We start from the raw sequence: 25,462 nt of genomic DNA, 5'->3' as shown, positions 1-25,462 counted from the left end.
ACCGATCTTCGCCATCGCGGATCCCAACCGATCGTTAACCATGATCGCTGAGCCTCGCTGCATCTTCGAAGCAGCGAGGCAGCCATGGCGCTCGATGGAAACCGACCGCATCCGGGAGCCCTGGCGAACTACCCCATTCCGATCGAGTTGATCGCCTCCCTCTTCAAAGCGGACCCCGGAGAGCGTGATCGCCTCCTCTCCAATATGCCGGTCTATGGCCGGGCTCGGATCGCCACCTACTGTGCGGCGCATGCGCGCCTGGAGGAGCTCGGCCTTCAGGTCGCTCGAACCTGCGATGAGGCAACTCTCCTGAAGGCCGCAGGGCCGAAAGTCGGCCTCGACCTGTTCACCCGATCGCGGATCGAACCTGTCGATGAGATCCGGCTCCGAGCTGCGTAATGGATCCGTGCCTCCGGGCTTGCGCGGAGCCGGCCGCGTCATCGACCTCTCCATGCATGGCTGCGTCGCAGACCTTGAGCGACCACTGCGCGTGTTGTAACTGTGCTGTGAGGGGAATGATATGCGTAGGGTCCAGGGTGTATGCTCTTGGAGAGACGTAACTTAAATTTCAAATCTCCATTCCGAAGGCCCGCGCCCTGAACCCAAAGCAAGTGCCGCCGCGCTGTCGGCGATCGCTGAATGGCCGCAGGCCCCCTGCCTCTCAAGCTGCATTGCGTATCGGCCCAACTCGCACATTGATGAGATCGGAGGCTACGCCTGTGGGTCGGATACGACCCCATCGTCGATCAGCGGTACGACACGTCGGGCTTCTGCGCCGGCTATATTTCGGGGGCTGCCGGAGCCTGTCCGGACGGCGCGCGTACCGCCCGCAGGTCCGCCCCGCGAGGCCGAGCCCGACGTCCGGCCGGGCTGTCCGAGCACGTCGGCGCGCCTGTCTCTGGAAAGACACAGCCGCGGCCATTCCGGACTCATCGCCGCCGCGCGCACCCCGCCGGTACAGCGGCTCGGCCCCTCAGGCTTCCAAGACGGGAGGGGCGTGGGGCTTGAAGAAATACAGCACGCCGATGCCGCCGGGACCCGATCTGCTTGATCAGGCAACACCGTCGATGTCGCGCAGGCGCTTGATTGAGGTCTCCGGGCACGGGTGCGGGTCGGGTTAGAGTCTGCCGAGCCCCTCGCTTCACGTCCGTTGCGGCGCGACCCGACGCGCGCAAGCTCGGAATCGTTGATCCAATCACCGTATCAGAGGCGATATTTGTCTCTTTATTTCCGTGTGCCACGCTTATTCAAATGTTAAGATCAAATCATGTTGGATTAATTTCGATCGTGCGCCGACAAGACGATAGATCGATACCTGCCTCTCGCCGACGGGGCACCAACAGTCTCTGTTGAAACGGATCAGACACAATCATGCCCGCTCGCGGGCGGCGGCAGTGATTGGACTTCGCGTGCCGAAGACTGATATGGCTAAGCTCAAGCTTGGCTAGAATGGCCGAGCGCGGCACGAGAGCGGCTATGACTCTAAAACGGATCGGAACTCTCGCGGCGGTGTTGCTGACGTCGGGCGCATGTTCACATCTGCCGATGGGGCCGACCGCCTACAGCGCCCTGCCGTCGGCGGCACCGGCCGGCCCTCAGCCCGTCGCAGTTCAGAGCGCCGGATCGGCGGCACGGCCGGCCGAAGGTGACGTCGGTCTGGCCGCTCCCGTCACCGCATCCCCCGTCACCGCATCCCCCGTCTCGGCCCCTCCCGTTCTGACTCCGGTCGTCATCCCCGGCATGCCGAAGCTGCAGGAGGCCGACACGGGCCAGGGCGGCTCGAACCCCTCGGCGGTTCTCGATGCGTCGACGCGCACCCGCATGGCGTGGAAGGCCCTGCACCCGGAGAATCTGACGGAACGGTCGATCCTGGCGTCGCGGTCCACCCGAATGACCGGCGCCGACACCGTGACGATGTCTGCCGTGTCGAACGCCAGGGGGGTTGCGGCCGACCGGTCCCTGACCTCGACCGGGTCTCCGGCGACCTACGATCGCGATGCGGCCATGAGCGCCCTCTTGAAGGGGGGGCAGGACGCCGCGCGACCCATCTGCTCGGGGTGCTGACGGCGCCGCGCGGCCAGGTTCCCGTCCCCGTCCCCGCCATGACGGTGCGGTGAGGAGCGCCGGGTTGTTCCACTGGAAGCGCTGCGTCAGCGCGGCTCGGCCGTCTGGGCCACGATGTGGTCGGCGACGGCGCCCGCGGTCGTGAGCCAGATATCGGCCCGGCGCTTCGCGATGCGCTCCAGCGCCTGGCGCAGGGGTCGCAGCCGGTGCGGGCGCCCGACAATGTAGGGATGGAGCGCGATTCCCATGACGAGGGGCGCGGCCTGCGCCTGCTCCAGCATCTCGTCGAAGGCGTCCGCGATGGCGTCGGCGAACTGGCGGCCCGTCTCCTTGCGGGCCACGACGGCGGGGATATCGTTGAGTTCCTGCGGATAGGGCACAGACAGGATGCGACCGCCGCCGCGGGTCGCGAACCAGGTCGGCTGGTCGTCGTGGTCCCAGTCGAGCAGATAGCGGTAGCCGGCCTCGGCCAGGAGGTCGGGCGTCACCCGCGACTGCGAGATCCATGGCCCGAGCCAGCCGGCCGGCTGCCGTCCCTCCCGCGCGGCGATCGCCGCCGTCGTCTCAGCGATCAGCGCCCGCTCCGCGGCCTCGTCGAGGGTGCCCTGCCGCTCCGCGTTGGTCCGCCCGTGGGCGACGATCTCGTCGCCGCGGGCGCGGAATGCCTCGATCAGCCCGGGGCAGTCCCGGTAGAGGTTGCTGTTGACGAGCACGCTCGCCGGCATGGCCAGTGCGTCCAGCATCGCGGCGATCCGCCAAGCGCCGACCCGGTTGCCCCAGTCCCGCCACGCGTAGTTGAGCACGTCCGGCTGCGGGCCCCCCGGCGCCAGCTCCGCGCCCAGGCCCGCGCCGAACGCGAAGGTCTCCAGGTTCAGCCCGATATAGACGGCGAGCCGCTTTCCCCGCGGCCAGTCGAAGACCGGGCGGTCCGGCAGGGCGCTGTACCTGTAGCGGCCGTGGCCCGCATCCGTATCCATACTGTGTCCCCGTTCCGCCGCACCGCCACGGGCGGCGGTCCATCCCCTGTCGCCGGCCGTCAGCCCAGGTCCCGGAAATAGGCGATCGTCCGTTCCAGCCCATCCCGGACGGACACGGTGGGTTCCCAGCCCAGCAGGGCTCTGGCCTTCGTGATGTCCGGGCGGCGCTGGCGCGGGTCGTCGGGGGGGAGCGGCCGCTGAACGATGCGGGAGCGCGAGCCGGTCAGGTCGATCACCAGATCGGCCAATTGCCGGATCGTGAACTCGCTCGGATTCCCGATGTTGACCGGCCCCGTCAGCTCGGGCCCGCTTCCCATTAGTCGGACGATCCCGTCCACGAGGTCGTCGACGTAGCAGAAGGACCGGGTCTGCTCCCCGTCGCCGTAGAGCGTGATGTCCGCGCCCCGCAGCGCCTGGACGACGAGGTTCGACACGACGCGCCCGTCGTTCGGGTGCATCCGCGGGCCGTAGGTGTTGAAGATGCGCGCGACCTTGATCTCCAGCCTGTGCTGCCGGTGGTAATCGAAGAACAACGTCTCGGCGCAGCGCTTCCCCTCATCGTAGCACGAGCGGAAGCCGATCGGGTTGACGCGTCCCCAGTACGCTTCCGGCTGCGGGTGCACCTCGGGGTCGCCGTACACCTCGGAGGTCGAGGCCTGGAAGATCTTCGCGCGCAGCCGCTTCGCGAGACCGAGCATGTTGATCGCCCCGATGACGCTCGTCTTCGTCGTCTGGACGGGATCGTGCTGATAGTGGATCGGCGAGGCCGGACAGGCGAGGTTGTAGATCTCGTCCACCTCGACATAGAGGGGGAACGTCACGTCGTGGCGCAGGACCTCGAAGCGGGGATCGCCGAGCAGGTGGGCGATGTTCCGCCGCCGCCCCGTGAAGAAATTATCGACGCACAGGACGTCGTGGCCCTGGGCGAGCAGTCGCTCGCAGAGATGTGAACCGATGAATCCTGCCCCGCCGGTGACCAGGACGCGCTTCGTGTCGCCGTATGGCAAGGATATGTATCTCCGCGGTCGATCTATCCTTGCCGCATCCGCGAATGCTTCTTCATGTGTATGCGGATATTGGACAAGCGCAATCAAAAATAGATTGCGGCACTTGCAGCGTCAAGGTCGCGGACGGGTCCGGACCGATCGTCCGCGACAGCCTGCGGCGACCGGAGGATCGACCTCCCCCGTGCGAGCCGCCGCCACGGACGAGCGGACCTGCGGCCGGGCCGTGCGGCCGCACGGCTCGGCGGGCCTTCCCGATAGTTTCTTTCGGCGCGGCGTCGGTGCAATTCGGGCACATTGGCGCCGGAAGATTGATTAAGCCGCCGGAACTCTCCCTATCGGACGCAGTCGGCGAAGACGGGATCCGATTTTCTCGTTAAGCGGACCCGGCGATGGGAGGGGCGCCGCGCCGCCCCGTCTTGCCGAGGGGCAACAACGTCATGGCGTTCTTCATGCATGGCCTGATCGCACTCTGGCTCACGCTGCTGGCCGGAGCGGTGTACATGGCCTGGCAGTTCCAGCGCGGCATCGGGAACCGGGTGGACCTCGCGCGCGAGCCGCGGGTCGTCGTCATCGCGCCGGTCAAGGGCTCCAATCGGCACCTCGCGGACTTCGTCGCACGCCTGCGGGCCCAGCAGTACGGGCACTACCGCATCGTCGCCGTGGTCGAGGCGGAGACCGACGCGGCGCTCCCGGTCCTGCGGCAGGCGTCGGCGGGACCCGGCGCGCCCCTGTCGATCGCGGTGGCCGGCCTCGCGGTGGACGAGGGCCAGAAGATCCATAACCTGCTCCACGTCCTCGACCGGCTCGACGGCAGCGACGAGATCGTTGCGTTCATCGACGCCGATACGCGGCCCGCGCCGGACTGGCTGCTGCGCCTCGTCGAGCCCCTCACCCGCGGCGACATCGACGTGGTCACCGGCCATCGCTGGCTGCTGCCGGTGCGCGGCGACGTGCCGAGCGCCCTCGCCGCGGCCGCCACCAACTCCCTGGTGGGGGCGGTCCGGGTCTTCGACGTGGTCTGGGGCGGAACCTGCGCGCTGCGCTGGACCACGATCGAGCGGATCGGCCTGCGTGACCGCTGGCGGGGTTCCATCGTCGACGACGTGCACCTCAGCCGGATCCTGCGCGAGCATCGGCTGCGCCTGCTGACGCCACGGAGCCTGATCGTCGCCTCGCCGGTCGAGCACAGCTACCGCTCCGCGTTCGCGTTCGGGCGTCGCCAGTACAAGTTCGTCCGCTGGTACCTGCCGGCGGTCTGGTGGATCGGGGCCGCCATGACCGCCCTGTTCCTGGTCGCGGGCGCGAGCGCCCTCGGGCTGGCGCTGTCCGGGGATCGGTTCGCCCTGGTCGCGCTCGTCCTGGCTTTCCTCCTGGGTCAGGCGCGGGCCTCGGTCCGCCTGATGATCGTCCGCAAGGCGTTCGACGGCGAGGCGGCCGCGGCCTATCGCGGCAACGCCGATGCCGCCGTGCGCTGGCTCGCGCCGGCCTGGATCGCGCTGCACGCCGCCTCCGCCTGGAGCACCCTGCTCTCGCGCAGCCTCATCTGGGCCGGCGTGGTCTACGAGTTTCGCGGGTACCGCGAGACCCGGGTCGTCTCGCGGGCCGCGGTCTAGAATCGCGCCCGATCGCGAGGCCGCCGGGCGCGGCTCCAGGGCCGGTTCATGAGGCCCGGCCGCGAGCCCGGGGCCTGCAGGCGCCCGCCCAAGCGGCGGATGGGGCCATGAGCCCCGGCGGACGCACGAGGTTGTCGGCGGCCGTCGCGAAGGTGAACGGCGCCGGCAGGCCAGCATTCGATTGCCCCCGCTCCTGCCCGCGCGGTCCGTCGAGGCTTCATTCCGGGTTGAGGGGCGTGCGGCCGGGCGAGGGCCGAACTTTAATCCACGGCGGTGGGTGCGCGGCGGCACGTCGCGAAGGACAATAATGGCTCACACCGTTCGATGAGAGCACAGATCAGCCGAATGATCTGTATTGGACTTGCGGAGGATCGACGAAGACCGGTCCTGATTGAGCGCGGCCGCGATGCCGCCCCGCCGGACGATGATGCTCAAGGTCATGGATCTGCAGGGCTCACACAGGATGCGAATGGATCGGAGGAGGATCTCGAAATGCCCCGCCTGAGCCGCCGTTCACCGCCCGTCATTCTGGCTCTGCTCGCGTATATGGGTGCGGCTCACGCCGGGCCTTATACGGGCACGGGGGGCGGGCCCGAGACGACGATCAACGCGCCCTACCGGTCTGCCGTGGGGCAGACGGTGCCGCCAGGCGCGGCGGCCGCGCCCCGGCACGATCCGGACAAGCGCACGCAGCGGCAGAAGGACCTCGATGCCGTCCTCGGCAGCATCTGCAGGGCGTGCTGAGGCATCGCGGCAGATCCACCACGATCACCGATCGGAACGCACGGGATTGATCTCTTGGATTGTCTGCAGCACGTCCGCATCCTCAGCCAGGTCCGTTGCCGCCTCGGCGAGGGACCGAGCTACGATCCGCGCACGAACACGGCGTGGTGGGTCGACATCCTTGAGGCGCGCCTGTTCGAGATGCCGGTCGGCACTGCCCAGAAGGCGCTGGTCCACGTCCTGCCCATCCAGGTCAGCGACATCGCGGCGATCGACGGCGCGCATCAACTGCTCTCGGCCGAGGACGGGCTCTATGTCCGGGCGATCCGCGACGGGGACATCCGGATGCTGTGTCCCCTCGAGGAGGACATGCTCGGCAACCGCTCCAATGACGGCCGCGTCCATCCCAGCGGGGCGCTCTGGATCGGCACGATGGACCGCGACGCCGCCAGGGGGCGCGGCGCGATCTACCACGTGGCCGGAACGCGGGTGCGCCGCCTCTTCGGCGGCCTGACGGTCCCGAGCGGCATCAGCTTCTCGCCGGACGGCGCGACCGGCTACTTCGTCGATACCGAGGTCGGCGTGCTGCGCCGCGTGGCGCTGGATCCCAGGACCGGGCTGCCGAAGGGGCCGCCCGAAACCCACTTCGATCATCGCGGCGGCGACGGCGGCATCGACGGCGCCGCCGTCGATGCCGAGGGCCTGATCTGGACGGCGCGCTTCGGCGCCGGCTGCCTCGATGCCTACAGCCCCGCGGGCGAGCGGGTGCGCACCGTCCCGGTGCCGATGCGGCAGCCGACCTGCCCGACCTTCGCGGGTTGCGCCCTCGACCGGCTGCTGGTCACGTCCGCCTACGAGGGCATGGACGAGGCCGGCCGGGCCGCCGACCCGGAGCACGGCCGGACGATCCTCGTCGATGTCGGCGCGCGCGGCCTGCTGGAGCCGGCCTTCCGGCTCGGCGCCTGATCCGGCCGGGCCGCCGGGCCGCGACCAGGGACAGGGTTTCTCAGGCCGTCAGCCGATCGTGCCAGCGCGCGTCGCGCGGCGACGGGGGCGGCGGCGTTCCGGCAGGGCGCGCCTCGGCGGCCTCGCCGCTCCGCAACAGGGCCACGAGGCGCGCAACCCCACGTGGCGGATCTCGCCCGACGCGGACCGGCCGCTCAGAAGGCCGTCCGGGGCCGGAGTGCCGCGTGGCGGTTGACGTCCTTGTAGAGGAGGTAGCGGAAGGGTCCCGGTCCGCCGGCGTAGCAGGCCTGGGGGCAGAAGGCGCGCAGCCACATGTAGTCGCCGGCCTCGACCTCGACCCAGTCGCGGTTGAGCCGGTAGACCGCCTTGCCCTCCAGCACGAACAGCCCGTGCTCCATGACGTGGGTCTCCTCGAACGGGATCGAGGCGCCCGGACGCAGCGTCACGATGTTGACGTGCATGTCGTGGCGCACGTCGTCGGCGGCGACGAAGCGGGTGGTGGCCCAGGCCCCGTCCGTACCGGGCATCGCCGCGGGCGTGACGTCGGCTTCGTGGGCGAGGAACGACGGGGGCGCGTCGAGGCCCGGCACGCGCTCGTAGGCCTTGCGGACCCAGTGGACGCGGGCGGGCTCGCCGCCGTCGTTGCGCAGGCTCCAGGCCGCCCCGGGGGCGAGGTAGGCGTAGCTGCCGGGCCGCAGGGCGTGCGCGCGCCCGTCGAGGACGAGCCGCAGCTGGCCGCCGACCACGAAGAGCACGCCCTCGGCCTCGGGATCCGGCTCGGGCTGCTCGCTGCCGCCGCCGGGGGCGATCTCCATCAGGGCCTGCGCGAAGGTCTCCGAGAAGCCCGAGAGCGGCCGGGACAGCATCCAGGTCCGCGTACCGGTCCAGAACGGCAGGACGCTGGTGACGATGTCGCTCATCACGCCCTTCGGGATGACCGCGTAGGCCTCGGTGAACACGGCCCGGCCGGTCATCAGGGCGGTCTGCGGCGGAAGGCCCCCGCAGGCGGGGTTGTAGCGCGGCGCGGTCATCGGCGTCTCCCAGGTTGGCTCGGGCGCGTCAGGCGATGCGGGGTTCCGCGACCGGCGCTTCGAGGATCTCGACACTGTCGGTCGTCGTCTCGCGGTTGAGCACCCGGTGGGCCTGGGCCCGATCGATGTCGCCCTCCCAGGCGGCGATCACCACCGTCGCCACGCAATTGCCGATCAGGTTGCCCAGCGCCCGGGCGATGCCGACGAACCAATCGATCGACAGGACCAGCACCAGCCCGATCACCGGGATCTCCGGCACCGCCGACAGCGTCGCGGCGAGGACGACGATCGCGGAGCCCGGCACGCCATGGGCGCCCTTCGATGTCAGGAGCGCGATGCCGAGGATCAGCATCAGGTGGCCGAAGGAGAGGTCGGTGTTGGTCGCCTGCGCGATGAAGACCGTGGCGAGGGTCAGGTAGAGCGAGAAGGCGTCGAGGTTGAAGGAGTAGCCGGTCGGGATCACGAGGCCGACGGTCGAATCCTTGATGCCGAGGCGCTCCAGCTTGCGCATCACCTGCGGCAGCACGCTGTCCGAGGAGGCCGTGCCCGCCACTACCGTCAGCTCCTCGCGGAGATAGGCCAGGAACTTCAGGATGCTGAAGCCCGCGAGCCGCATGATGCCGCCGAGCACCACGAGGACGAAGAAGGCGACGCCCGCGTAGAACAGCGCGACCAGCATGCCGAGCTGCTTCAGCGAGCCGACGCCGTACTTGCCGACCGTGAACGCCACCGCGCCGAGCACACCGAGCGGCGCGAGCTTCACGATGAAGCCGATGATCCGGAACAGGACTTCGGTGATGCGCTCCAGGCTCTCGGCCAGCGGCTTGCCGCGCTCGCCGAGTAGGGAGAGGCCGGATCCGAACAGGATCGCGAGGATGAGGACCTGAAGGATGTCACCCTTGGCGAAGGCATCGACGAAGGTTGTCGGCACGAGCTTCATCAGGAAGTCGACCGTCCCGGTGACTTGCCCGACGCGGTCGGTGTAGCCGGCGATCGCCTTGGCATCGAGGGACGCGACGTCGACGTTCATGCCGTGGCCGGGGGCGAAGACATAGGCGAGGACGAGACCCAGCACGAGGGCGAGGGTCGTCACGGCCTCGAAGTAGATCAGCGACTTCAGGCCGACGCGGCCGACCTTCCGAAGGTCACCGGCTCCGACGATCCCATGCACGACGACGCCGAAGACGAGCGGCGCGATCGCCATCTTGATGAGCTTGATGAAGGCGTCGCCCAGCGGCTTGAGGGCCACCGCGAAGCCGGGCCAGACCATGCCGATGACGATCCCGAGGACCAGGGCGGCAACCACCTGCCCGAACAGCGACGAGACGAAGCGCTTCATCGGACCTTCTCCTGGGTTTCACGGCGGCGTCCTGGGCGGCGTCATTGTGCAACGCAGCGGGATCGAACGGACGCGTTCGGCACAATCGTGCTGGAAAATTGAGACGTCAAATATTCTTTTCATTGCTATTCAGACTGTGGTGGTATGAAATGGTCATATGGAACTCCGGCACCTGCGCTACTTCGCGGCCGTCGCGAAGCATCTCAGCTTCACGGCCGCTGCCGAGAGCCTGGGCGTCGCGCAGCCGCCGCTCAGCCAGCAGATCCGCGACCTCGAGGCCGAGGTCGGCACGCCGCTCTTCGAGCGCACCACCCGCCGGGTCGCCCTGACGAAGGCGGGTGTCGATTTCCACGCCCAGGTGATCGCCATCCTGGAGAAGGCGGGGGAGGCCGTCGGCCGCGCGCGCGCCATCGGCTCCGGCACGGCGGGCATCATCAATGTGGGCCTGACGGGCTCGATGCTCGCCGGACCCCTCGGTCGGGCGATCCGGGACTTCTCGCGGGGCAATCCGGATGTCGACTTGCGTCTCCACGAGATGGCGCCGGACCGGCAGATCGCGATGCTGAAGGCCGGTCAGACCGACGTGAGCCTGCTGCGCTGCCCGCCCCAGGACAGCGCGCTGGTCAGCGCGCTGGCTTGGCGGGAGAGTGTCAGCATCGTGCTCCCGCGGGGGCATCGTCTCGCGGACGGGCCGGTCACCCTGTCCGACCTCGCCGAGGAGACGTTCGTCTTCTTCCGGCTGGTGGATTCCCTCTTCGCCAAGCATCTCTGGCAATGCTGCGTCGAAGCCGGGTTCGAGCCGAAGATCACCTATCAGGTGGTCGAGGCCGCCTCCCTGACGAGCTTGGTCGCGGCGGGGCTCGGCATCGCCATCATCCCCGAATCCGTGGCGCGGCTCGCCCATGCGGAGGTCGTGTACCGACCTGTTCGCGGACCGCGGATCCAGGCCGACGTCCACGCGCTGTGGACCAAGACGACGGAACCGCTCATCGCGACCTTCGTCGCCGCCGTGCGGGTGGCAGCGGAAGCGCAGTAGCCGGACTGCCGTCTGCCGGGTCCGCCTTAGCCGCCCGTGGCCGGCGAACTCAGGAGGCGACCGAATCTCACATCGCCCCGAGGGCCCGGGGGAGCCACAGGGACAGGGCGGGCCAGTAGGTCACGAGGACCAGGAAGCCCAGCATCGTCAGGAGCCAGGGCAGCACCGCCACCGTGAGCTCCGAGATGCCCATATGGGCGATGCCGCTCGCCACGTAGAGGTTGAGCCCCACCGGCGGGTGGCAGAGGCCGACCTCCATGTTCACCGCCATGATGATCCCGAAATGGATCGGGTCGATCCCGAGCTTGACGGCGATCGGGAACAGGATCGGCGCCATGATCAGCAGGATCGAGGACGGCTCCATCACGTTGCCGGCGATCAGCAGGATGATGTTGACCACCAGCAGGAAGACCAGCGGGCTGAAGTTCATGGCGATCAGCCACGCCGCCATCGTCTGGGGGATGTTCTCCGAGGTCATCAGGAAGGAGAACAGCACCGCGTTGGTGATGATGTAGAGCAGCATCGCGCTCATGTTGGCCGAGGCGAGCAGCACGCGGGGCACGTCGGAGAGCTTCAGGTCGCGGTAGACGAACACCGCGATCACGAAGGCGTAGACCGCGGCCGTGGCGGCCGCCTCGGTCGGCGTGAAAATCCCGGCATAGATGCCGCCGATCACCATCACCACCAGGAACAGGCCCCAGACGCTCTCGCGGAACGCCCGCAGCCGCGCGCCCCAGCTGGCCTTCGGCAGGCGCGGGTAGCCGCGGCGCTTGGCGATCACGAAGGTCACGGCGCCGAGCATGAACGACAGGACGAGGCCGGGCATCACACCGGCCAGGAACAGGTTGCCGATCGAGGAATTCGTCGAGACCCCGTAGAGCACCAGGATGATCGAGGGCGGCACCAGGATGCCCAGCGCCCCCGAGGTGGTGATGATCCCGGCGCCGAAGCGCTTCGGGTAGCCCTCCGCCACCATGGCCGGCAGGATGATCGAGCCGATCGCCACCACGGTCGCCACGCTCGATCCCGACACGGCGGCGAACAGCGCGCAGGCGACCACGCCCGCGAGTCCCAGGCCGCCGGGCCAGTGCCCGACCAGGGAGGTCGTGAACGCGATCATCCGCCGGGCCACGCCGCCATGGGCCAGGAAGTTGCCGGCCAGGATGAAGAACGGGATCGCCATGATCGAGAAGTTCTCGATCCCGGTGAACAGCTTGAGCGCCACGCTCTCGATCGGCACCTGCGTCAGGGTGAACAGGAAGGTCAGCACCGTCAGGCCGAGCGCGATCGAGATCGGCATGCCGGTGAGCATCAGGGCGATCAGCAGCCCGAAGATGATCAGGCCGCTCATGCTGGGCCACTCATGCCGGGCCTCCCTCGCGGCCGAGCTGGATCGGGTCGACGCCCTCGACCGTCGGGACCCCGTCGACATGGGCGTGGTCGCGGGCCGGCAGGTGGCCGGTCCGCAGGAAGGTCCAGGCGACCTGCAGGAAGCGGAAGCACATCAGGTAGGAGCCGAGCGGGATCGCGAGGTAGACGATCCAGACCGGGATCTCCATGTCGGGCGTGGTCTGGTCGGTGTGGCCGATGCGCCAGACGAAGCTCGCGCCGAGCGTGCCCACGATGCCGGTGAACAGGGCGCCGGCCGCGAGGCTGAGCAGCACCATGGCCCGGCGCGCCCCGGGCGGCAGCCGGTTGACCAGCACGTCGACGCCGACATGGATGCCGGTGCGCACGCCGTAGGCCGCGCCGAACTTGGCGACCCAGATGAACATGTAGATGCACAGTTCCTGGGACCAGCCGAAGTCGATCCGGTCCGTGTAGTCCTGCAGGGTGGGGATGCCGGAGAGGAACCGGTGCACCACCGTGGCGAAGGTGATCACGGTGGCGGCCGCCATCAGCGTGCCGATCAGCACCTCTTCGAGCCGGTCGAGGATCTTCAGCAGCATGGCCGGGCGCGGAATCGGATCAGTTGTTCGGCGCGCCTTCGGCTTCCTTGTTGAGGGCGGCGACCAGATCCTTGCCGACGCGGGCGGCCATCTCGCGCTGGACCGGCGCGAGCGCCTTGCGCCACGCGGCGTTCTCGGCCTCGGTCGGCGTGTAGACCTCGGTCTTGCCGGTGGCGCGGATGTCGGCGAGCGCCTGCGCGTTCTGCTTGTCGGCGATCTCGTGCTCGTAGGCGGTCGCCTCCTTCATGGCACCCTCCAGCGTGGTGCGGATGTCGGCGGGCAGGCCGTCCCAGAAGCCCTTGTTCACGATCACCGCGTAGCCGACGTAGCCGTGATAGGTCAGCGAGGCGTGCTTCTGCACCTCGTTGAGCTTCTGCGTGGTGACGTTCGAGGGCGGGTTCTCCTGCCCGTCGACCACGCCGGTCTGGAGCGCCTGGTACAGCTCCGAGAAGGCCAGCACCTGGGGCAGCGCGCCGAGCTGCTTGAACTGGGCCTCCAGCACCTTCGAGGACTGGATGCGGAACTTCAGGCCCCGCATGTCCTCCGGCGCGTGCATCGGCTTGTTGGACGTGAGGATCTTGAAGCCGTTGTCCCAGTAGCCGAGGCCCGTGATGCCCTTGGATTCCAGCTTCTTGAACAATCCCTGCCCGATCGGCCCGTCCTGGACGCGGCGCAGCACCTGCTCGTTGGGGAAGATGTAGGGCAGGTCGAAGGCCTCGTACTCCTTGACGCCGAGGGGGCCGAACTTGCTGGTGGACGGCGCCAGCATCTGCACGGCGCCGAGCTGGAGCATCTCCACCTCCTCCTTGTCCTTGTAGAGCGTGCTGTTCGGGTAGATCTCGACCTTCACGGCGCCCTTCGTGCGCTCTTCGGCGAGCTGCTTGAAGCGCTCGGCGCCCTGGCCCTTCGGCGTGTCCGTGGTGGTGACGTGGCTGAACTTGATGACGATCGGCGCCTGCGCGGCGGCCGGAGCCGCGGCAGCCGGGGTCGCGAGCGCGAGCGCGCAGGCGAGCGTGCCGAGCAACGGGATCTTCATGGCATCCTCCCAGGTCGATCCGGCGCTCGCGCGAATCGTATTTTGGATAGGCTTACAGGCGGCCGCCGATGCGACAAGCCGGAAAGCGGCAAGCTCCCTGACGGATCGGACCGTTCCTCCGGTCCGGCGGTCCGGCCACGACGGGACGCGGCATGCGCTGACACGCACCCGGCAAGGGTCGCGTCCCGGGATTGCATTTTGAATGCACGTATTCGAAGCTCCCCGCGCGCACTGCCCCGGCGAGCGGCGGGCGCGGAGGAGGACGACCCATGAGCACCCGGCGCGATTTCCTGCACCTCTCCGCGGCCGTGACGGCGGCCGGTGCGCTGGCGACGCCGGCCGCCGCCCTGACGCCCGACGCGCAGACCCCCAGCGCCGGTCCGGGCCGCCCGATCCCGCCCGCGGGCGGCGAGGCCCTGCGCCTCGTCACCTTCCTGCCCGACGCGGGCGCCGCCCCTCGCCTCGGCGCCGTGCGCGCGGACGGGCGCGTCGTCGACCTGTCGCGCGCCGCCCTGCCCGGCTTCGACCCGGCCCGGATGGTGTCGCTGATCGAGGCCGGCCCCGCGGCGCTCGACGCCGTCCGCCGCGCCGCCGCGGCGGGCGACGGGCCGTCGGTGGAGACCGTCCGGCTCCTCGCGCCGATCCCGACGCCGACGCGCAACATCTACGCGGTCGGCTGGAACTACCTGGAGCACTTCGCCGAGGGGCAGGCCGCGCGCGGCACGAACGCCGAGTACCCGGCTCATCCGGTGTTCTTCACCAAGGGCGTCAACACGGTGAACGGTCCCTACGACCCGATTCCCTTCGATCCGGAGGTCTCGACCGCGATCGACTGGGAGGTGGAACTCGCCGTGATCATCGGCACGGGCGGCCGCAACATCCCGGAAGCCGACGCGATGGGCCACGTGTTCGGCTACAGCGTCCTCAACGACACCACCGCCCGCGACATGCAGATCAAGCTCCATGGGGGTCAGTGGTTCAAGGGCAAGAGCCTCGACGGTCACGGCCCGATCGGCCCCTGGATCGTCCCGGCCTCCGACCTCGATCCCGCCAACCTCCATCTGATCACGCGGGTGAACGGCGTGGTGAAGCAGGACGCCTCGACGCAGCAGATGTACTTCAAGGTGGCCCGCATCATCGCCGAGCTGTCGCACGGCCTCACCCTCGTGCCGGGCGACATCATCGCCACCGGCACGCCCCCCGGCGTCGGCAACGCGCGCAAGCCGCCGGAATTCCTCAAGCCCGGCGACGTCATGGAGTCGGAGATCGTCGGGCTGGGGACCCTGCGCAACGTGATCCAGCCCGTTCACGCCTGAACCGGATCGCGCCGATGCGGCGGCTGGTGCCGGCCGGGCCGCGTTCGTCGGTGCAGGCCGCAACGGCGCGGATCCTCCACACGGCCGCGCGGGCGGGGCGGCGATCCGACGCGTCCCGCGCGACGACGGCTGTCCGAAGCCGTGCCGAAGCGTTGCGGATGACGGCCGCGTGATCTGCCGGAGCGCTGCGCGAACGGGACGAATGCGATCCCGTCAGGCGAGAAGCCGCGGTCCATCTTCATACGCTCTGAACCGATCGAACAATTCAATGCGCCACCTGGGCGACAATATCTGGGAAATTGGCAATACTAGGCCATCGGAACGGTAGGTTTCTTGCCTCGTTTCCCGTATTCGGTCGTTCCGCTGGTGATCCCGTGAAAAACCGTCCCGACGCCCACGTCTCGCCTCCGCCGGCCGCCGGTCAAGCGCCGAGGCAGGCATCGAGGCAAGCACCGACGCCGGCCATGCTGGACCGGCTCGCCACACTCATCCCGTCCGGCGCCCGCGCAGCCCTGCGGACGCTGGCCGCGCGCCGGTTCCCGCGTGCCGCGACGGAGACCGGACCGACCATCCTGCCGGGGCTCGACACGAAAATCGCCCCGATGCCGCCGCTGCAGGCGCCGGCCGCCACGAACGACAATCCCCTCCAGGCCGTCCACGAGGCCGTGGAACGGGACCTGCGCGCCGGCGGCTACCTGCGCTGAAGCGGGCCGGCCGTCAGCGGCCGGCGGGTCCGGGACGGCCGGATGCCCCGGCCTCGATCCAGTGGCAGGCCGTGGTGCCGCGGATGCCGGCGCAGTCGTAGCTCTGGCCGCCCAGCAAGACGTGATCGGCGATGCCGGTGATCTCCGTGCGGGACAGCGTGGCGCAGCCGAGATGGTCCGCCTTGGGATCGGCCAGCTGGGCGGCGGCCGCCTGCACCCCGTCGCGCATCAGCATCCGGTAGTTCGCCAGCGACGGGCAGCCGATCACCGGCGGGCCGCCGCGCCGGTCCGGAGCGCCCTTGTCCGGACTGCCCTTGTCCGGAGCGACCTTGTCGGGTGCGGTCCGGCTCGGCGCCCGGCCCGCTTGCTGCCCCAGAGCCGGCACCGCGGCGAGGGCGAGCGTCAGGGCCGCGATGGGGAGAAGCCTTCCTGTCATGCGCCGCTTCCTACCACGGCGCGTCCAGGGTTTCGCCCCGCCGCCAAGCCGCGCGGAGATCCGCGCAGAGATCCGCGCAAGGATCCGCGCTTCGGGCCACGATGGGGCCACGCACGCGGCAAGTCCGGGCCGCGGCGGTTCAGGCTTGACCGGCGGGCCGCCATTTGCGAGCCCCCGGTTGAGCGCGGCGAGCGAGAGCGGAGGATTCAGCCATGGCGACGGCGATCGACAGCGACCAGAAGCTGCACCTGGTCTTCGGCGGCGAATTGCAGGATCTCGACGGCGTCCGCTTCCGGGACATCAAGAACCTCGACATCGTCGGCATCTACCCGGACTACGCCTCCGCGCAGGCCGCGTGGCGGGCCAAGGCCCAGGCCACCGTCGACAGCGCGCAGACCCGCTACTTCGTGGTCCACCTGCACCGGCTGCTGGAGCCGCAGGTTCCCTGAGCGCCGCGAGCCCTGCGCCACGCTTCTGCGGAGAGCCTGCGTGAAGGCATTGTGACACTTCATGCCCGCTGCTAAGAGCCTCGCCCGTCATCGCATCGTTCCGGCCCGTGACGGGACCGGTCATCGGAGCGCGGCGGGCAGCCCGGCCGCGAGTGAGCGGCCGCCCATGAAATCCTCGATCAAGATCATCGCCGGGAATGCCAGCCGGCCCCTGGCCGAGGCGATCGCGGCCTATCTCGAGCTGCCGCTCGCCAAGTGCATGGTCCGGCGCTTCGCCGATATGGAGATCTTCGTCGAGCTGCAGGAGAACGTGCGCGGCGAGGACGTGTTCATCGTCCAGTCGACGTCGTTCCCGGCCAACGACCACCTGATGGAACTGCTGATCATGATCGACGCCGCGCGCCGGTCCTCGGCCCGGCGCATCACGGCGGTGATCCCGTATTTCGGCTATGCCAGGCAGGACCGGCGCACCTCGGGCCGCACCCCGATCTCCGCCAAGCTGGTGGCGAACCTGATCACCGAGGCCGGCGCCGACCGCGTCCTGACCCTCGACCTCCATGCCGGCCAGATCCAAGGCTTCTTCGACATCCCCACCGACAACCTGTTCGCCGCCCCCGTGATGGTGCGCGACATCAAGGAGCGGCTGCCGACCGCCGACCGGATGGTGGTCTCGCCGGACGTCGGCGGCGTGGTCCGCGCCCGCGCCATCGCCAAGCGGATCGACTGCCCGCTGGCCATCGTCGACAAGCGCCGGGAGCGCCCGGGCGAGTCCGAGGTGATGAACATCATCGGCGAGGTCGAGGGCCGCTCCTGCATCCTCGTGGACGACATCGTCGATTCGGGCGGCACCCTGGTCAACGCCGCCGAGGCCCTGCTCAATGCCGGCGCCAAGGACGTCTCGGCCTACATCACCCACGGGGTGCTCTCGGGCGGCGCGGTCTCCCGCATCGCCGCCTCGCGGATGAAGGAGCTGGTGATCACCGACTCCATCCAGCCGACGCAGGCCGTCAAGCTCGCCCGCAACATCCGGGTGGCGACGATCGCGCCGCTGCTCGGCGAGGCGATCGGCCGGACGGCGACCGAGTCCAGCGTCTCCAGCCTGTTCGACTAGCGGCCTCCGGGGCGCCGGGGCCGGCACACCGCGTCTTGGACCCCGGTCACCCCACCGAGCCCCCTCATCCTGAGGGGCCGGAGCGCAGCGAGGGCCTCGAAGGAGCCCTCCCGCCAGCGCGCGAGCCCTGGATCTCTCCTTCGAGGCTGCTGCGCAGCACCTCAGGATGAGGGGACTGGGTGGGGCGGCCGGTGCCGAAAGGGGTCTCCGTCCAGGCGCAACCCGATCGGGGCCGGCTCTGGCACGCCGGATCGGTATTCGCCCGGAAACTTAGCCGCAGTCCCGTCCGCGCGTGGCTGCCCTATCTGGTCCAGCCAATCGTTTCTGGGTCTGGGAGCGGACACTGGGTCGGGCGCGCATCATCGGCATCCACGGGCTCGCCAACAAGCCGCCGCGCGACGAGAAGGCCGCCTGGTGGAACGCGGCGATCCGTGAAGGTCTGGACCGCAATGGCGGGTTCCAGCTGACCGCCGCCGACCTTCCGTTCGCGTTCGTCTACTGGGCGGACCTGCGCTACCCGCAGCCGCTCTCCGGCGACAGCAACCGCGAGCCCTACGCTCCCGATCACGGTCTCGGACCGTTCCCCTCCCCGGCGGGCCAGCCCGCCGCCGCCGAGCCGACCCTCAAGGATCGGATCTACCGGGGTCTCGCGCACCTCCAGGAGGCCGCCGGCCTGACCCCGGTGGACGACCTGATCCTGGAGTACCGCCTCGACGATCTCTGGGGCTACTACGAGGACGCGGCGTTCCGGGACGCCGCCCGGGAGCGCCTGCGCGTCGCGCTGGTCGAGGCCGCGGAGGACACCGTCCTGATCGCCGCGCACTCGATGGGTGGCCTGATCGCCTACGACGTGCTGCGCGCCGCCGAGGCGGACGGGACGCCCCTGCCCCGCTGCGACTTGGTCACCCTCGGCTCGCCTCTGGGGCTTGCCGAGCTCAAGCTGAAGCTCGCCGCCGAGCACGGCGACCTCCGGGTGCCGGCCGCGCTGACCGCCTGGACCAACCTGATGGACCGCCAGGACATCGCCACGGTGGGCGACGACCTCGCGGAACTCTACGCGCCGAACGCCGCCGGCGTGCGGGTGCGGGATGTCCCGGTGATCAACGCCTACCGGCGCCCGGACGGCGCGGAGAACCGGCACAAGTCGTACGGCTACCTGCGGACCCCGGAATTCTCGAAGGCGGTGGCCGATTTTCTGGGTTACACGCCCTGACGGGCCGGCGGTCCCGGGCGCCGCGCAGGCCGGACCCGCTGCTCAATCCGGGATGCAGGTTGTGGTACGGTTCCGGCCGGGAAGCGGGACCGCGTCCCGTCCCGGCGCCAGGGAGGAGGATGGCATGAGTTCGGGCGACGCGGTGCTGCACGAGGACGCGTCCGCGCCCTGGTACGCGGGGCTCACCCCGCGCCACTGGCGGATCCTCTGGGGCAGCTATCTCGGCTGGATCTTCGACGGCTACGAGGCGGTGGCGCTCGTCTACGCGCTCCGCCCGGCGCTCAACACCATCCTCACCCCCGAGCAGGCCCAGGCGCCCGCCTTCTACGTCGGCGCCGCCATCGGCATCACGCTGCTCGGCTAGGGCCTCGGCGGCCTGCTCGGCGGGATCGCGGCCGACTACATCGGCCGCAAGCGCATGATGATGCTCTCGATCCTGGGCTACGCGGTCTTCACGGGACTGACCGCCTTCGCGGGGAGCTTCACGCAGCTCGCGCTCCTGCGGTTCATCACCGGCCTCGCCATCGGCTCGGAGTGGTCCACCGGCATCGCGCTGGTGGCCGAGACCTGGCCGAACCGGGCGCGGCCCAAGGGCTGCGGCTTCCTGCAATCGGGCTTCGGCGGCGGCGCCGTGCTCGCCGCCATCGTGTGGGCGGTGCTGGCGGCCACCAACCCGATGGGCGACCAGTCCTGGCGCATCATGTTCGCGCTCGGTGCCCTGCCGGCCTTCGTCTGCCTCTACCTGCGGCGGGCGCTGGAGGAATCCGAGCAGTGGATGCAGGCGCTGAAGGAACAGCGCTGGGCCGCCACCGCGGAGGATGCCGGTCACGCCCCGCGGGCCCCGCAGCGCCCCTTCACCCTGGCGGAGATCTTCCGCGAGCCGGAGAGCCGGCGGCGGGTGCTGCTCGCCACCGCGATGTCCTTCGCCACCACGGTGGGCTGGTGGGCGGTCTCGTCCTGGCTGCCGGCCTACACGGAGGGGCTGGCCAAGGCCGCGGGCGAGCCGGCCAACGTCTGGGGGCCGCGCATGGGCATCATCTACAATCTCGGGGCGATCAGCGCCTATGTGATCTCGGGATTCGTGGCGGATGCCCTCGGACGGCGGAGCTTCCTGCTCGTCACCTATATCGGCTGCATCGCCACGTCGCTCGCCTGCTACCTCTGGACCGGCGGGCTGGTGCCGTTCATGGGGCTCGCTTTCCTGAACGGGTTCTTCACCCTGGGCTTCGCCTTCTCGTGGATGGCGATCTACCTCGTGGAGCTGTTCACCCCGGCGGTCCGGGCGACGGCGGCGAGCTTCGTGTTCAACGGCGCCCGGCTGATCGCCTGGATCTTCCCGATCGTCGCCGGACAGATCGTCACCTCCTTCGGCGGCGTGGCCGCCGCGGCGCTGACCCTGTCGAGCGTCTACCTGATCGGCCTCGTGGTGCCGTGGTTCATGCCGGAGACGACGGGCCGCCCCTTACCGGTGTAGGGCCGGGGTCCTGCGCTCCGGCATGCCGGCCGGTCCCTTTCCCGAACAGGCTACGGGATCCACACTTCTGAGTCAGACACCGGCGCTCCGGAAAAAGAGCGCTTTTCCCCTCCCCCTTGCGGGGAGGGGCCAGGCGTGGGGGTGGTGCGGAAGGCACCAGCGCGCTCGAACCTGCACCAACCTCAGCTCCAACCCCTCCCCGCACGCTCGAGCGATCCCGGGCAAGCCCGGGATCGCCAGGGGAGGAGCGCGCGTCGGCGCAGATCTGTGAACATCGTAGCCCGAACAGGAGAGGGCTGCGCGCTGCGCTACTCCTCGTCGTCCTCGTCCTGGTGCCGGCCCTTGAGCTTGGCGAAGACCGAATCGGCGTCGAGCCGCTCCTCGCGGCCGCCGTGCTCCTCCTCGGGCTCGCGGTCGTGCTCGTCGCGGGCCGTGGAAACCTCGGTCGGCAGCAGCGAGGCGCCGGACTCGGCCGCCACCGCCGCCGGGCGGTCGGCTGCCGCGCGCTGGACCTCGAAGTCGAGGTTGATCTGGGTGGTGAGGCCCAGGGTCACCGGGTCCATCGGCTGCAGCGAGCCCGAGTTCCAGTGGGTGCGCTCGCGGATCTGCTGGATCGTCGACTTGGTGGTGCCGACCAGCCGGATGATCTGCGAGTCCTTCAGCTCCGGGTGGTTGCGCAGCAGCCAGAGGATGGCGTTCGGCCGGTCCTGGCGGCGCGACAGCGGGGTGTAGCGCGGCCCCTTGGTGGTGCGCTTCACCTCCGGCAGCTTCACCTTCGAGACGGCGGGCTTCAGCCTGTAGTGCGGCGCCTTCTGGGCCTTCTCGATCTCGTCGCGGGTGAGCTGGCCGGTGGAGACCGGGTCGAGCCCCTTGATGCCGGCCGCGACCTCGCCGTCGGCGATGCCCTTCACCTCGAGCGGGTGCAGCTTGCAGAAATCGGCGATCTGCTCGAAGGCCAGCGAGGTGTTCTCGACCAGCCACACGGCGGTCGCCTTGGGCATCAGCGGACCCTGGGACATGTCTTCTCGTGCTCCGGCCTGGCGGGACGGGGGCCGGGCATCGGGCCGCGGGCTCCGGATGGTGGATCCGGATGTCCCGTCTCACGCTGTTGAATGGGGATGTCCGTATATAGGCCGGGGCCGGGAGGGGCGCAATCGCGGGTTCGGGGCGCCGGAGGCGGATTCTTCAGGTCGCGGAGATACGGCTAAGCTTCATGCCGTGAGCCTGACCGACTCACCCGCGAAGGCCGCACGCGGCCGGGAGTGTGGAGAGATGGTCTTCTCTCTGGCAGTCTCAAGAAACGGAAATGGCGAGTGGAGCGTGCACCTCCGACTCGCCATCCACCCGGTGTTCTTGAGTTGGCTAAACCCTAACGGGTAATTGCCAGGGATCGGCGGTGGCTGCCGCCGATCCCACTCCCGAATGTAGCGCGCCCCGAGCGCGCCAACAACGTTCCGGTCGCCCGTCAGCGCGGCCGCACTCCATCGAGGAACAGCCGCACCGCCGCCTGCCGGCGCCGCTCCTGCATCTCCGGGTCGGTGGCGATGCCGTACAGGGTCGCCTGGGAGGACCGGCCGAGGACGAGGCTGAGGAACAGGTCGGCGGCGATCTCGGGATCGGCCACCGCGATCCGCCCGCGCCGGGCGAAGATGTCGATGATCTGCGCCACGGCGCGCACGCCCCGCAGCCAGCCCTCCTCGTGGGCGAGGCGGGCGAGCTCCGGGAACTGCAGCGCCTGGGCCACGAGGTTGCGCTTGAGCATCGCCGCCCCCGGCGTCTGCCCGTGGGCCAGCAGGGTGCGGCTCAGGTCGTGCAGGGCCGCCTCGACGTCGTCCGTCCCGTCATCGGTTCCGGCCCGGGCCGCCTGCGCCTCCGCGGCGGCGGCGAGGGGCGCCAGCCACGCGGCGATCCGCTCGCGCAGGACCGCCTCGAACAGGGCCCGCTTGTCGCGGTAGCGGGCGTAGACCGTCGGCTTGCTCATCCCGGCAGCCTCGGCCACCGCGTCGATGGAGGTGGCGTCGAAGCCGCGCTCCATGAACAGCGTGGTCGCCACGGCGATCAGGTGCGCCTCGCGGCGGGCCGCCTCCGCGCGCGTGGGCCGCCCGCCCCGCCGCGGTCCGGCTTCCGCCCGCTCGATCTCCGTCGCCGTCACCCGCGATCCTCCTTGCAGACCGGCACCCTTCGTATTATCAAAACGATACCGTACCGTTTTAATTCTGGCCAGACCCCATGGACGCACGTCGCAGCGACAGCTTCAAGAGCGCCGAGCCGGTTGCCGGCGGCGCGGCGATCCCTGTCGCGCCGCCCGCAACCGCAGCGAAGCCGCGCCGCGGCCGGGCGCGGGTCGTCCTGCCGCTGGTGGGCCTGCTCGCGCTGGGCGGTGCCGGGACCTACGGCTGGCACTGGTGGACCATCGGGCGCTTCCTCGAGACCACCGACGACGCCTACCTGCAATCCGACAAGGTCACGGTGGCGCCGCGCATCGCCGGGATCGTCGCGGACGTGCGGGTTGGCGACAACCAGTCGGTGAAGGCCGGCGACGTCATCGCGCGCCTCGACGACCGGTCCTACCGGGTCCAGCTCAAGCAGGCCGAGGCCGAGGTCGAGAAGGACAAGGCGCAGGTGCTCGGCGTCGCCTCGGCCATCATCCAGCAGCAGGCGCAGGTCGCCTCGTCGAAGGCCGACCTCGCCAATGCCGAGGCCGCACTCACCTTCTCGCAGCAGGAATACACGCGCTACCAGAACCTGCTGCAGACCGGCTCCGGCACGGTGCAGCGCCAGCAGCAGGCGGATGCCGACCTGCGCCAGCGCCACGCCGCCCGCGACAAGGCCGCCGCCTCGCTCGACGCCGCGCAGAAGCAGATCGACAGCCTGAAGGCGCTCGAAGCGAGCACCCGGGCGAGCCTCGAGGGCGCACAGGCCAAGGTCGAAGGGGTCAAGCTCGACCTCAGCTACACCACCATCGTGGCCCCGATCGACGGCGTGGCCGGCGACCGGGCGCTGCGGATCGGGCAGGTGGTCTCCCCCGGCACCGGGCTCCTGACCCTGGTTCCCATGGGGCGCGACATCTACCTCGTGGCGAACTTCAAGGAGACCCAGACCGGGCACATGGTCGAGGGCCAGCGGGTCACCTTCACGGTGGACGCCTTCGGCGACCATGCGTTCGAGGGCCGGATCGAGAGCTTCTCCCCGGGCACGGGCTCCCAGTTCGCCCTGTTGCCCCCCGAGAATGCCACCGGCAACTTCACCAAGGTGGTGCAGCGCGTGCCCGTGCGCGTCGCCCTCGACCCGGCGGATCCGCTGGTCGCCCGCCTGCGTCCCGGCCTCTCGGTGGAGGCGACCGTCCACACCGCCGACCCGGTGGAGGCGGTCAGCCCCGCAAGGCCCAAGCCCGCCCCGACGGCCCTCGTCAGCGAGGCCCTGCCGCGATGAGTGCCGTTCCGGCCGTGGGCATGCCCGTGCCCGACGCGAAGGCGAGCGCCCGGGACTGGCTCGCCGTGTTCGGCGCGATCCTCGGCGCCTTCACGGCGATCCTCGACATCCAGATCACCAACGCCTCGCTCGCCGACATCCAGGGGGCGCTCGGCGCCTCCACCGAGGAGGGGAGCTGGATCTCCACCGCCTACCTGATGGCCGAGATCATCGTGATTCCGCTCACCGGCTGGCTGTCCTCGGTGGTCGGCCTGCGCCGCTACCTCGCGGTGAACACGATGCTGTTCACCGCCTTCTCGCTGGCCTGCGCGCTCTCGACGTCGTTAAGCCAGATGATCCTGTTCCGGGCCGGCCAGGGCTTCACCGGCGGCGTCCTGATCCCCACCGCGATCGTGATCGTGCGGACGCGGCTGCCCAAGAGCCAGCAGGCGGTCGGCATCGCCCTGTTCGGGCTGACCGCGACCTTCGCGCCGGCCATCGGCCCGACGGTGGGCGGCTGGCTCACCGACAACCTGTCCTGGCACTACATCTTCTACCTGAACCTGATCTTCGGTCCGATCGCGGCCGCGATCCAGCTCGGCGCCTTCGAGAAGGCCCCCGCGCGCTGGGCCGAGCTGCTCAAGGGCGACTGGATCGGCATCGGCCTGATGGCGACCGGCCTGCCGGCGCTGACCTTCGTGCTGGAGGAGGGGCAGCGCAAGGACTGGTTCGGCTCGCCCGTGATCGTTCAGGCGAGCTGGCTCGCCGCGGCGGGCATCACCGGCTTCATCGTGCGCGAGCTGACGGCTTCCAAGCCCTTCATCAACCTGCGGGTTCTGGCCAACCGCTCGGTCGGGGGCGCCTGCGTGCTGATGACCGTGCTGGGCGCGGTGTCGTTCGGATCGATCTACATCATCCCGGTCTACTGCGCGCAGATCCAGGGCTACAACGCCGAGCAGATCGGCACCGTGGTGATGTGGTCGGGCCTGCCGCAGCTGGTCCTGTTCCCGATGATGCCCCTGCTCATGCGCGCCGTCGACGCCCGGCTGCTCGTGGTGACCGGGACCCTCTTCTTCATCGCGAGCTGCTGGATCAACGTGGGCCTGACCCACGATGTCGGCGCCGATCAGCTGATCCTGCCGCAGCTCATGCGGGCCATCGGGCAGCCGCTGTTCACGATCCCGCTCTCGCAGCTCTCCACGGCCGGCCTCGCGCCGCGCGACACCGCCGACGCCTCGGCGCTGTCGAACATGATGCGCAACCTCGGCGGCTCGATCGGCATCGCCATGCTGTCGACCATGATCGACCGGCGGGAGCACTTCCACTTCTCGATGCTGGCCGAGGCGATCACCGTCAACGCCACCCGCACCCAGGACCGGCTCGCCACCATGGCCGCCGGCCTGCATGCCCGCATCGCGGATCCGCTCGCCGCCAAGGGCGTCGCGCTGGGCCAGCTCGCTGCGCAGGTCCGCCGCGAGGCCTACGTCATGGCCTACGCGGACGGGTTCTGGCTGGTGGGGGTGAGCCTCGTGGCGAGCCTCGCCGTGGTGGCCATCCTCAAGAAGCCGCAGCGCGCCGCCGGGCCCGTGGAGGCGCACTGACCGGGC

At 69.8% G+C, this 25,462-nt stretch carries 25 protein-coding genes; 15 read left to right on the top strand and 10 right to left on the bottom strand.

Going from position 1 to position 25,462, the window contains the following annotated elements; genetic code table 11:
* The first annotated feature begins 84 nt into the window (after nt 1–84).
* Nucleotides 85–399 carry a hypothetical protein gene (locus MMSR116_RS04160; RefSeq protein WP_010687170.1) on the top strand — a complete coding sequence of 105 codons (315 nt, stop codon included), beginning with the start codon at nt 85–87 and terminating at the stop codon, nt 397–399.
* A gap of 1,050 nt (nt 400–1,449) precedes the next feature.
* The gene (locus MMSR116_RS04155; RefSeq protein ID WP_010687168.1) at nt 1,450–2,064 is read left to right on the top strand and encodes a hypothetical protein; all 615 of its coding nucleotides are present in this window, start codon (nt 1,450–1,452) and stop codon (nt 2,062–2,064) included.
* A gap of 86 nt (nt 2,065–2,150) precedes the next feature.
* Here the strand turns inward: MMSR116_RS04155 and MMSR116_RS04150 are convergent, their stop codons facing one another.
* On the bottom strand, nt 2,151–3,041 hold the full coding sequence (locus MMSR116_RS04150; RefSeq protein ID WP_010687167.1) for a polysaccharide deacetylase family protein: 891 nt from the start codon (nt 3,039–3,041) through the stop codon (nt 2,151–2,153).
* 59 nt (nt 3,042–3,100) lie between these two features.
* Nucleotides 3,101–4,048, bottom strand: a complete 948-nt coding sequence (locus tag MMSR116_RS04145; RefSeq protein WP_010687166.1) for a UDP-glucuronic acid decarboxylase family protein — start codon at nt 4,046–4,048, stop codon at nt 3,101–3,103.
* Nucleotides 4,049–4,437: 389 nt separating this feature from the next.
* Between MMSR116_RS04145 and MMSR116_RS04140 the strand changes: the two genes are divergently transcribed.
* The 3 genes from MMSR116_RS04140 to MMSR116_RS04130 all read left to right on the top strand — a co-directional run bounded on the left by MMSR116_RS04140 (nt 4,438) and on the right by MMSR116_RS04130 (nt 7,350).
* Nucleotides 4,438–5,661 (top strand): glycosyltransferase, encoded by a 1,224-nt coding sequence (locus MMSR116_RS04140; RefSeq protein WP_083920327.1) that lies wholly within the window; start codon nt 4,438–4,440, stop codon nt 5,659–5,661.
* A gap of 492 nt (nt 5,662–6,153) precedes the next feature.
* Nucleotides 6,154–6,405 carry a hypothetical protein gene (locus MMSR116_RS04135; RefSeq protein WP_010687164.1) on the top strand — a complete coding sequence of 84 codons (252 nt, stop codon included), beginning with the start codon at nt 6,154–6,156 and terminating at the stop codon, nt 6,403–6,405.
* Nucleotides 6,406–6,459: 54 nt separating this feature from the next.
* Nucleotides 6,460–7,350 carry an SMP-30/gluconolactonase/LRE family protein gene (locus MMSR116_RS04130; RefSeq protein ID WP_010687163.1) on the top strand — a complete coding sequence of 297 codons (891 nt, stop codon included), beginning with the start codon at nt 6,460–6,462 and terminating at the stop codon, nt 7,348–7,350.
* Between the two features lie 194 nt (nt 7,351–7,544).
* On the opposite strand, the gene MMSR116_RS04125 is transcribed toward MMSR116_RS04130, so the two are convergent.
* Nucleotides 7,545–8,381 carry a bifunctional allantoicase/(S)-ureidoglycine aminohydrolase gene (locus tag MMSR116_RS04125; RefSeq protein ID WP_158168508.1) on the bottom strand — a complete coding sequence of 279 codons (837 nt, stop codon included), beginning with the start codon at nt 8,379–8,381 and terminating at the stop codon, nt 7,545–7,547.
* Nucleotides 8,382–8,409: 28 nt separating this feature from the next.
* On the bottom strand, nt 8,410–9,720 hold the full coding sequence (locus tag MMSR116_RS04120; RefSeq protein ID WP_010687161.1) for a dicarboxylate/amino acid:cation symporter: 1,311 nt from the start codon (nt 9,718–9,720) through the stop codon (nt 8,410–8,412).
* 157 nt (nt 9,721–9,877) lie between these two features.
* Here MMSR116_RS04120 and MMSR116_RS04115 point away from each other — a divergent pair, with 157 nt between their 5' ends.
* Entirely contained in the window at nt 9,878–10,756 is an 879-nt protein-coding gene (locus MMSR116_RS04115; RefSeq protein WP_010687160.1) for a LysR family transcriptional regulator, read from the top strand.
* Nucleotides 10,757–10,823: 67 nt separating this feature from the next.
* Here the strand turns inward: MMSR116_RS04115 and MMSR116_RS04110 are convergent, their stop codons facing one another.
* Genes MMSR116_RS04110 through MMSR116_RS04100 form a run of 3 tightly spaced genes read right to left on the bottom strand, consistent with a single transcriptional unit; the run spans nt 10,824 to nt 13,741 of the window.
* Nucleotides 10,824–12,107 carry a TRAP transporter large permease gene (locus tag MMSR116_RS04110; RefSeq protein WP_010687159.1) on the bottom strand — a complete coding sequence of 428 codons (1,284 nt, stop codon included), beginning with the start codon at nt 12,105–12,107 and terminating at the stop codon, nt 10,824–10,826.
* Nucleotides 12,108–12,117: 10 nt separating this feature from the next.
* Complete coding sequence (locus MMSR116_RS04105; RefSeq protein WP_010687158.1) at nt 12,118–12,705, bottom strand: TRAP transporter small permease; 588 nt, start codon at nt 12,703–12,705, stop codon at nt 12,118–12,120.
* Between the two features lie 19 nt (nt 12,706–12,724).
* The gene (locus MMSR116_RS04100; RefSeq protein ID WP_010687157.1) at nt 12,725–13,741 is read right to left on the bottom strand and encodes a TRAP transporter substrate-binding protein; all 1,017 of its coding nucleotides are present in this window, start codon (nt 13,739–13,741) and stop codon (nt 12,725–12,727) included.
* Between the two features lie 269 nt (nt 13,742–14,010).
* Between MMSR116_RS04100 and MMSR116_RS04095 the strand changes: the two genes are divergently transcribed.
* Nucleotides 14,011–15,057: a fumarylacetoacetate hydrolase family protein gene (locus MMSR116_RS04095; RefSeq protein WP_010687156.1), complete on the top strand. Its 1,047-nt coding sequence runs from the start codon at nt 14,011–14,013 to the stop codon at nt 15,055–15,057.
* 464 nt (nt 15,058–15,521) lie between these two features.
* Nucleotides 15,522–15,761, top strand: a complete 240-nt coding sequence (locus MMSR116_RS04090; RefSeq protein WP_010687155.1) for a hypothetical protein — start codon at nt 15,522–15,524, stop codon at nt 15,759–15,761.
* 13 nt (nt 15,762–15,774) lie between these two features.
* On the opposite strand, the gene MMSR116_RS04085 is transcribed toward MMSR116_RS04090, so the two are convergent.
* A complete protein-coding gene (locus tag MMSR116_RS04085) occupies nt 15,775–16,197 on the bottom strand; it encodes a hypothetical protein (RefSeq protein WP_010687154.1) in 423 nt (140 codons plus the stop codon).
* A gap of 212 nt (nt 16,198–16,409) precedes the next feature.
* Here MMSR116_RS04085 and MMSR116_RS04080 point away from each other — a divergent pair, with 212 nt between their 5' ends.
* From MMSR116_RS04080 to MMSR116_RS04065, 5 genes are all read left to right on the top strand, one after another.
* Complete coding sequence (locus MMSR116_RS04080) at nt 16,410–16,646, top strand: DUF4170 domain-containing protein (protein ID WP_010687153.1); 237 nt, start codon at nt 16,410–16,412, stop codon at nt 16,644–16,646.
* A gap of 166 nt (nt 16,647–16,812) precedes the next feature.
* On the top strand, nt 16,813–17,757 hold the full coding sequence (locus tag MMSR116_RS04075) for a ribose-phosphate pyrophosphokinase (RefSeq protein WP_039894797.1): 945 nt from the start codon (nt 16,813–16,815) through the stop codon (nt 17,755–17,757).
* A gap of 292 nt (nt 17,758–18,049) precedes the next feature.
* Nucleotides 18,050–18,970, top strand: a complete 921-nt coding sequence (locus tag MMSR116_RS04070; RefSeq protein WP_010687151.1) for a hypothetical protein — start codon at nt 18,050–18,052, stop codon at nt 18,968–18,970.
* 124 nt (nt 18,971–19,094) lie between these two features.
* Entirely contained in the window at nt 19,095–19,334 is a 240-nt protein-coding gene (locus MMSR116_RS31690; RefSeq protein WP_244625596.1) for a hypothetical protein, read from the top strand.
* A 12-nt stretch (nt 19,335–19,346) separates the two neighbouring features.
* Nucleotides 19,347–20,444, top strand: coding sequence for an MFS transporter (locus MMSR116_RS04065; protein WP_432419900.1), 1,098 nt, complete (start codon nt 19,347–19,349; stop codon nt 20,442–20,444).
* 308 nt (nt 20,445–20,752) lie between these two features.
* On the opposite strand, the gene MMSR116_RS04060 is transcribed toward MMSR116_RS04065, so the two are convergent.
* Nucleotides 20,753–21,463, bottom strand: coding sequence for a DUF1013 domain-containing protein (locus MMSR116_RS04060; protein ID WP_039894795.1), 711 nt, complete (start codon nt 21,461–21,463; stop codon nt 20,753–20,755).
* Nucleotides 21,464–21,909: 446 nt separating this feature from the next.
* Nucleotides 21,910–22,596 carry a TetR/AcrR family transcriptional regulator gene (locus MMSR116_RS04055; protein ID WP_010687149.1) on the bottom strand — a complete coding sequence of 229 codons (687 nt, stop codon included), beginning with the start codon at nt 22,594–22,596 and terminating at the stop codon, nt 21,910–21,912.
* 77 nt (nt 22,597–22,673) lie between these two features.
* Here MMSR116_RS04055 and MMSR116_RS04050 point away from each other — a divergent pair, with 77 nt between their 5' ends.
* Together MMSR116_RS04050 and MMSR116_RS04045 are read left to right on the top strand one after the other, a co-directional pair.
* Nucleotides 22,674–23,876, top strand: coding sequence for an HlyD family secretion protein (locus MMSR116_RS04050; RefSeq protein ID WP_010687148.1), 1,203 nt, complete (start codon nt 22,674–22,676; stop codon nt 23,874–23,876).
* Nucleotides 23,873–25,456: a DHA2 family efflux MFS transporter permease subunit gene (locus MMSR116_RS04045; RefSeq protein WP_010687147.1), complete on the top strand. Its 1,584-nt coding sequence runs from the start codon at nt 23,873–23,875 to the stop codon at nt 25,454–25,456. Before MMSR116_RS04050 ends, MMSR116_RS04045 begins: the two co-directional genes overlap by 4 nt.
* The last annotated feature ends 6 nt before the right edge of the window (nt 25,457–25,462 follow it).

It is taken from the genome of Methylobacterium mesophilicum SR1.6/6 (assembly GCF_000364445.2).
GTDB classification, from domain to species: Bacteria; Pseudomonadota; Alphaproteobacteria; order Rhizobiales; family Beijerinckiaceae; genus Methylobacterium; species Methylobacterium mesophilicum_A.
Note: the sequence above shows the minus strand (reverse complement) of the source record. Positions and strands in the feature narration are given on the sequence as shown.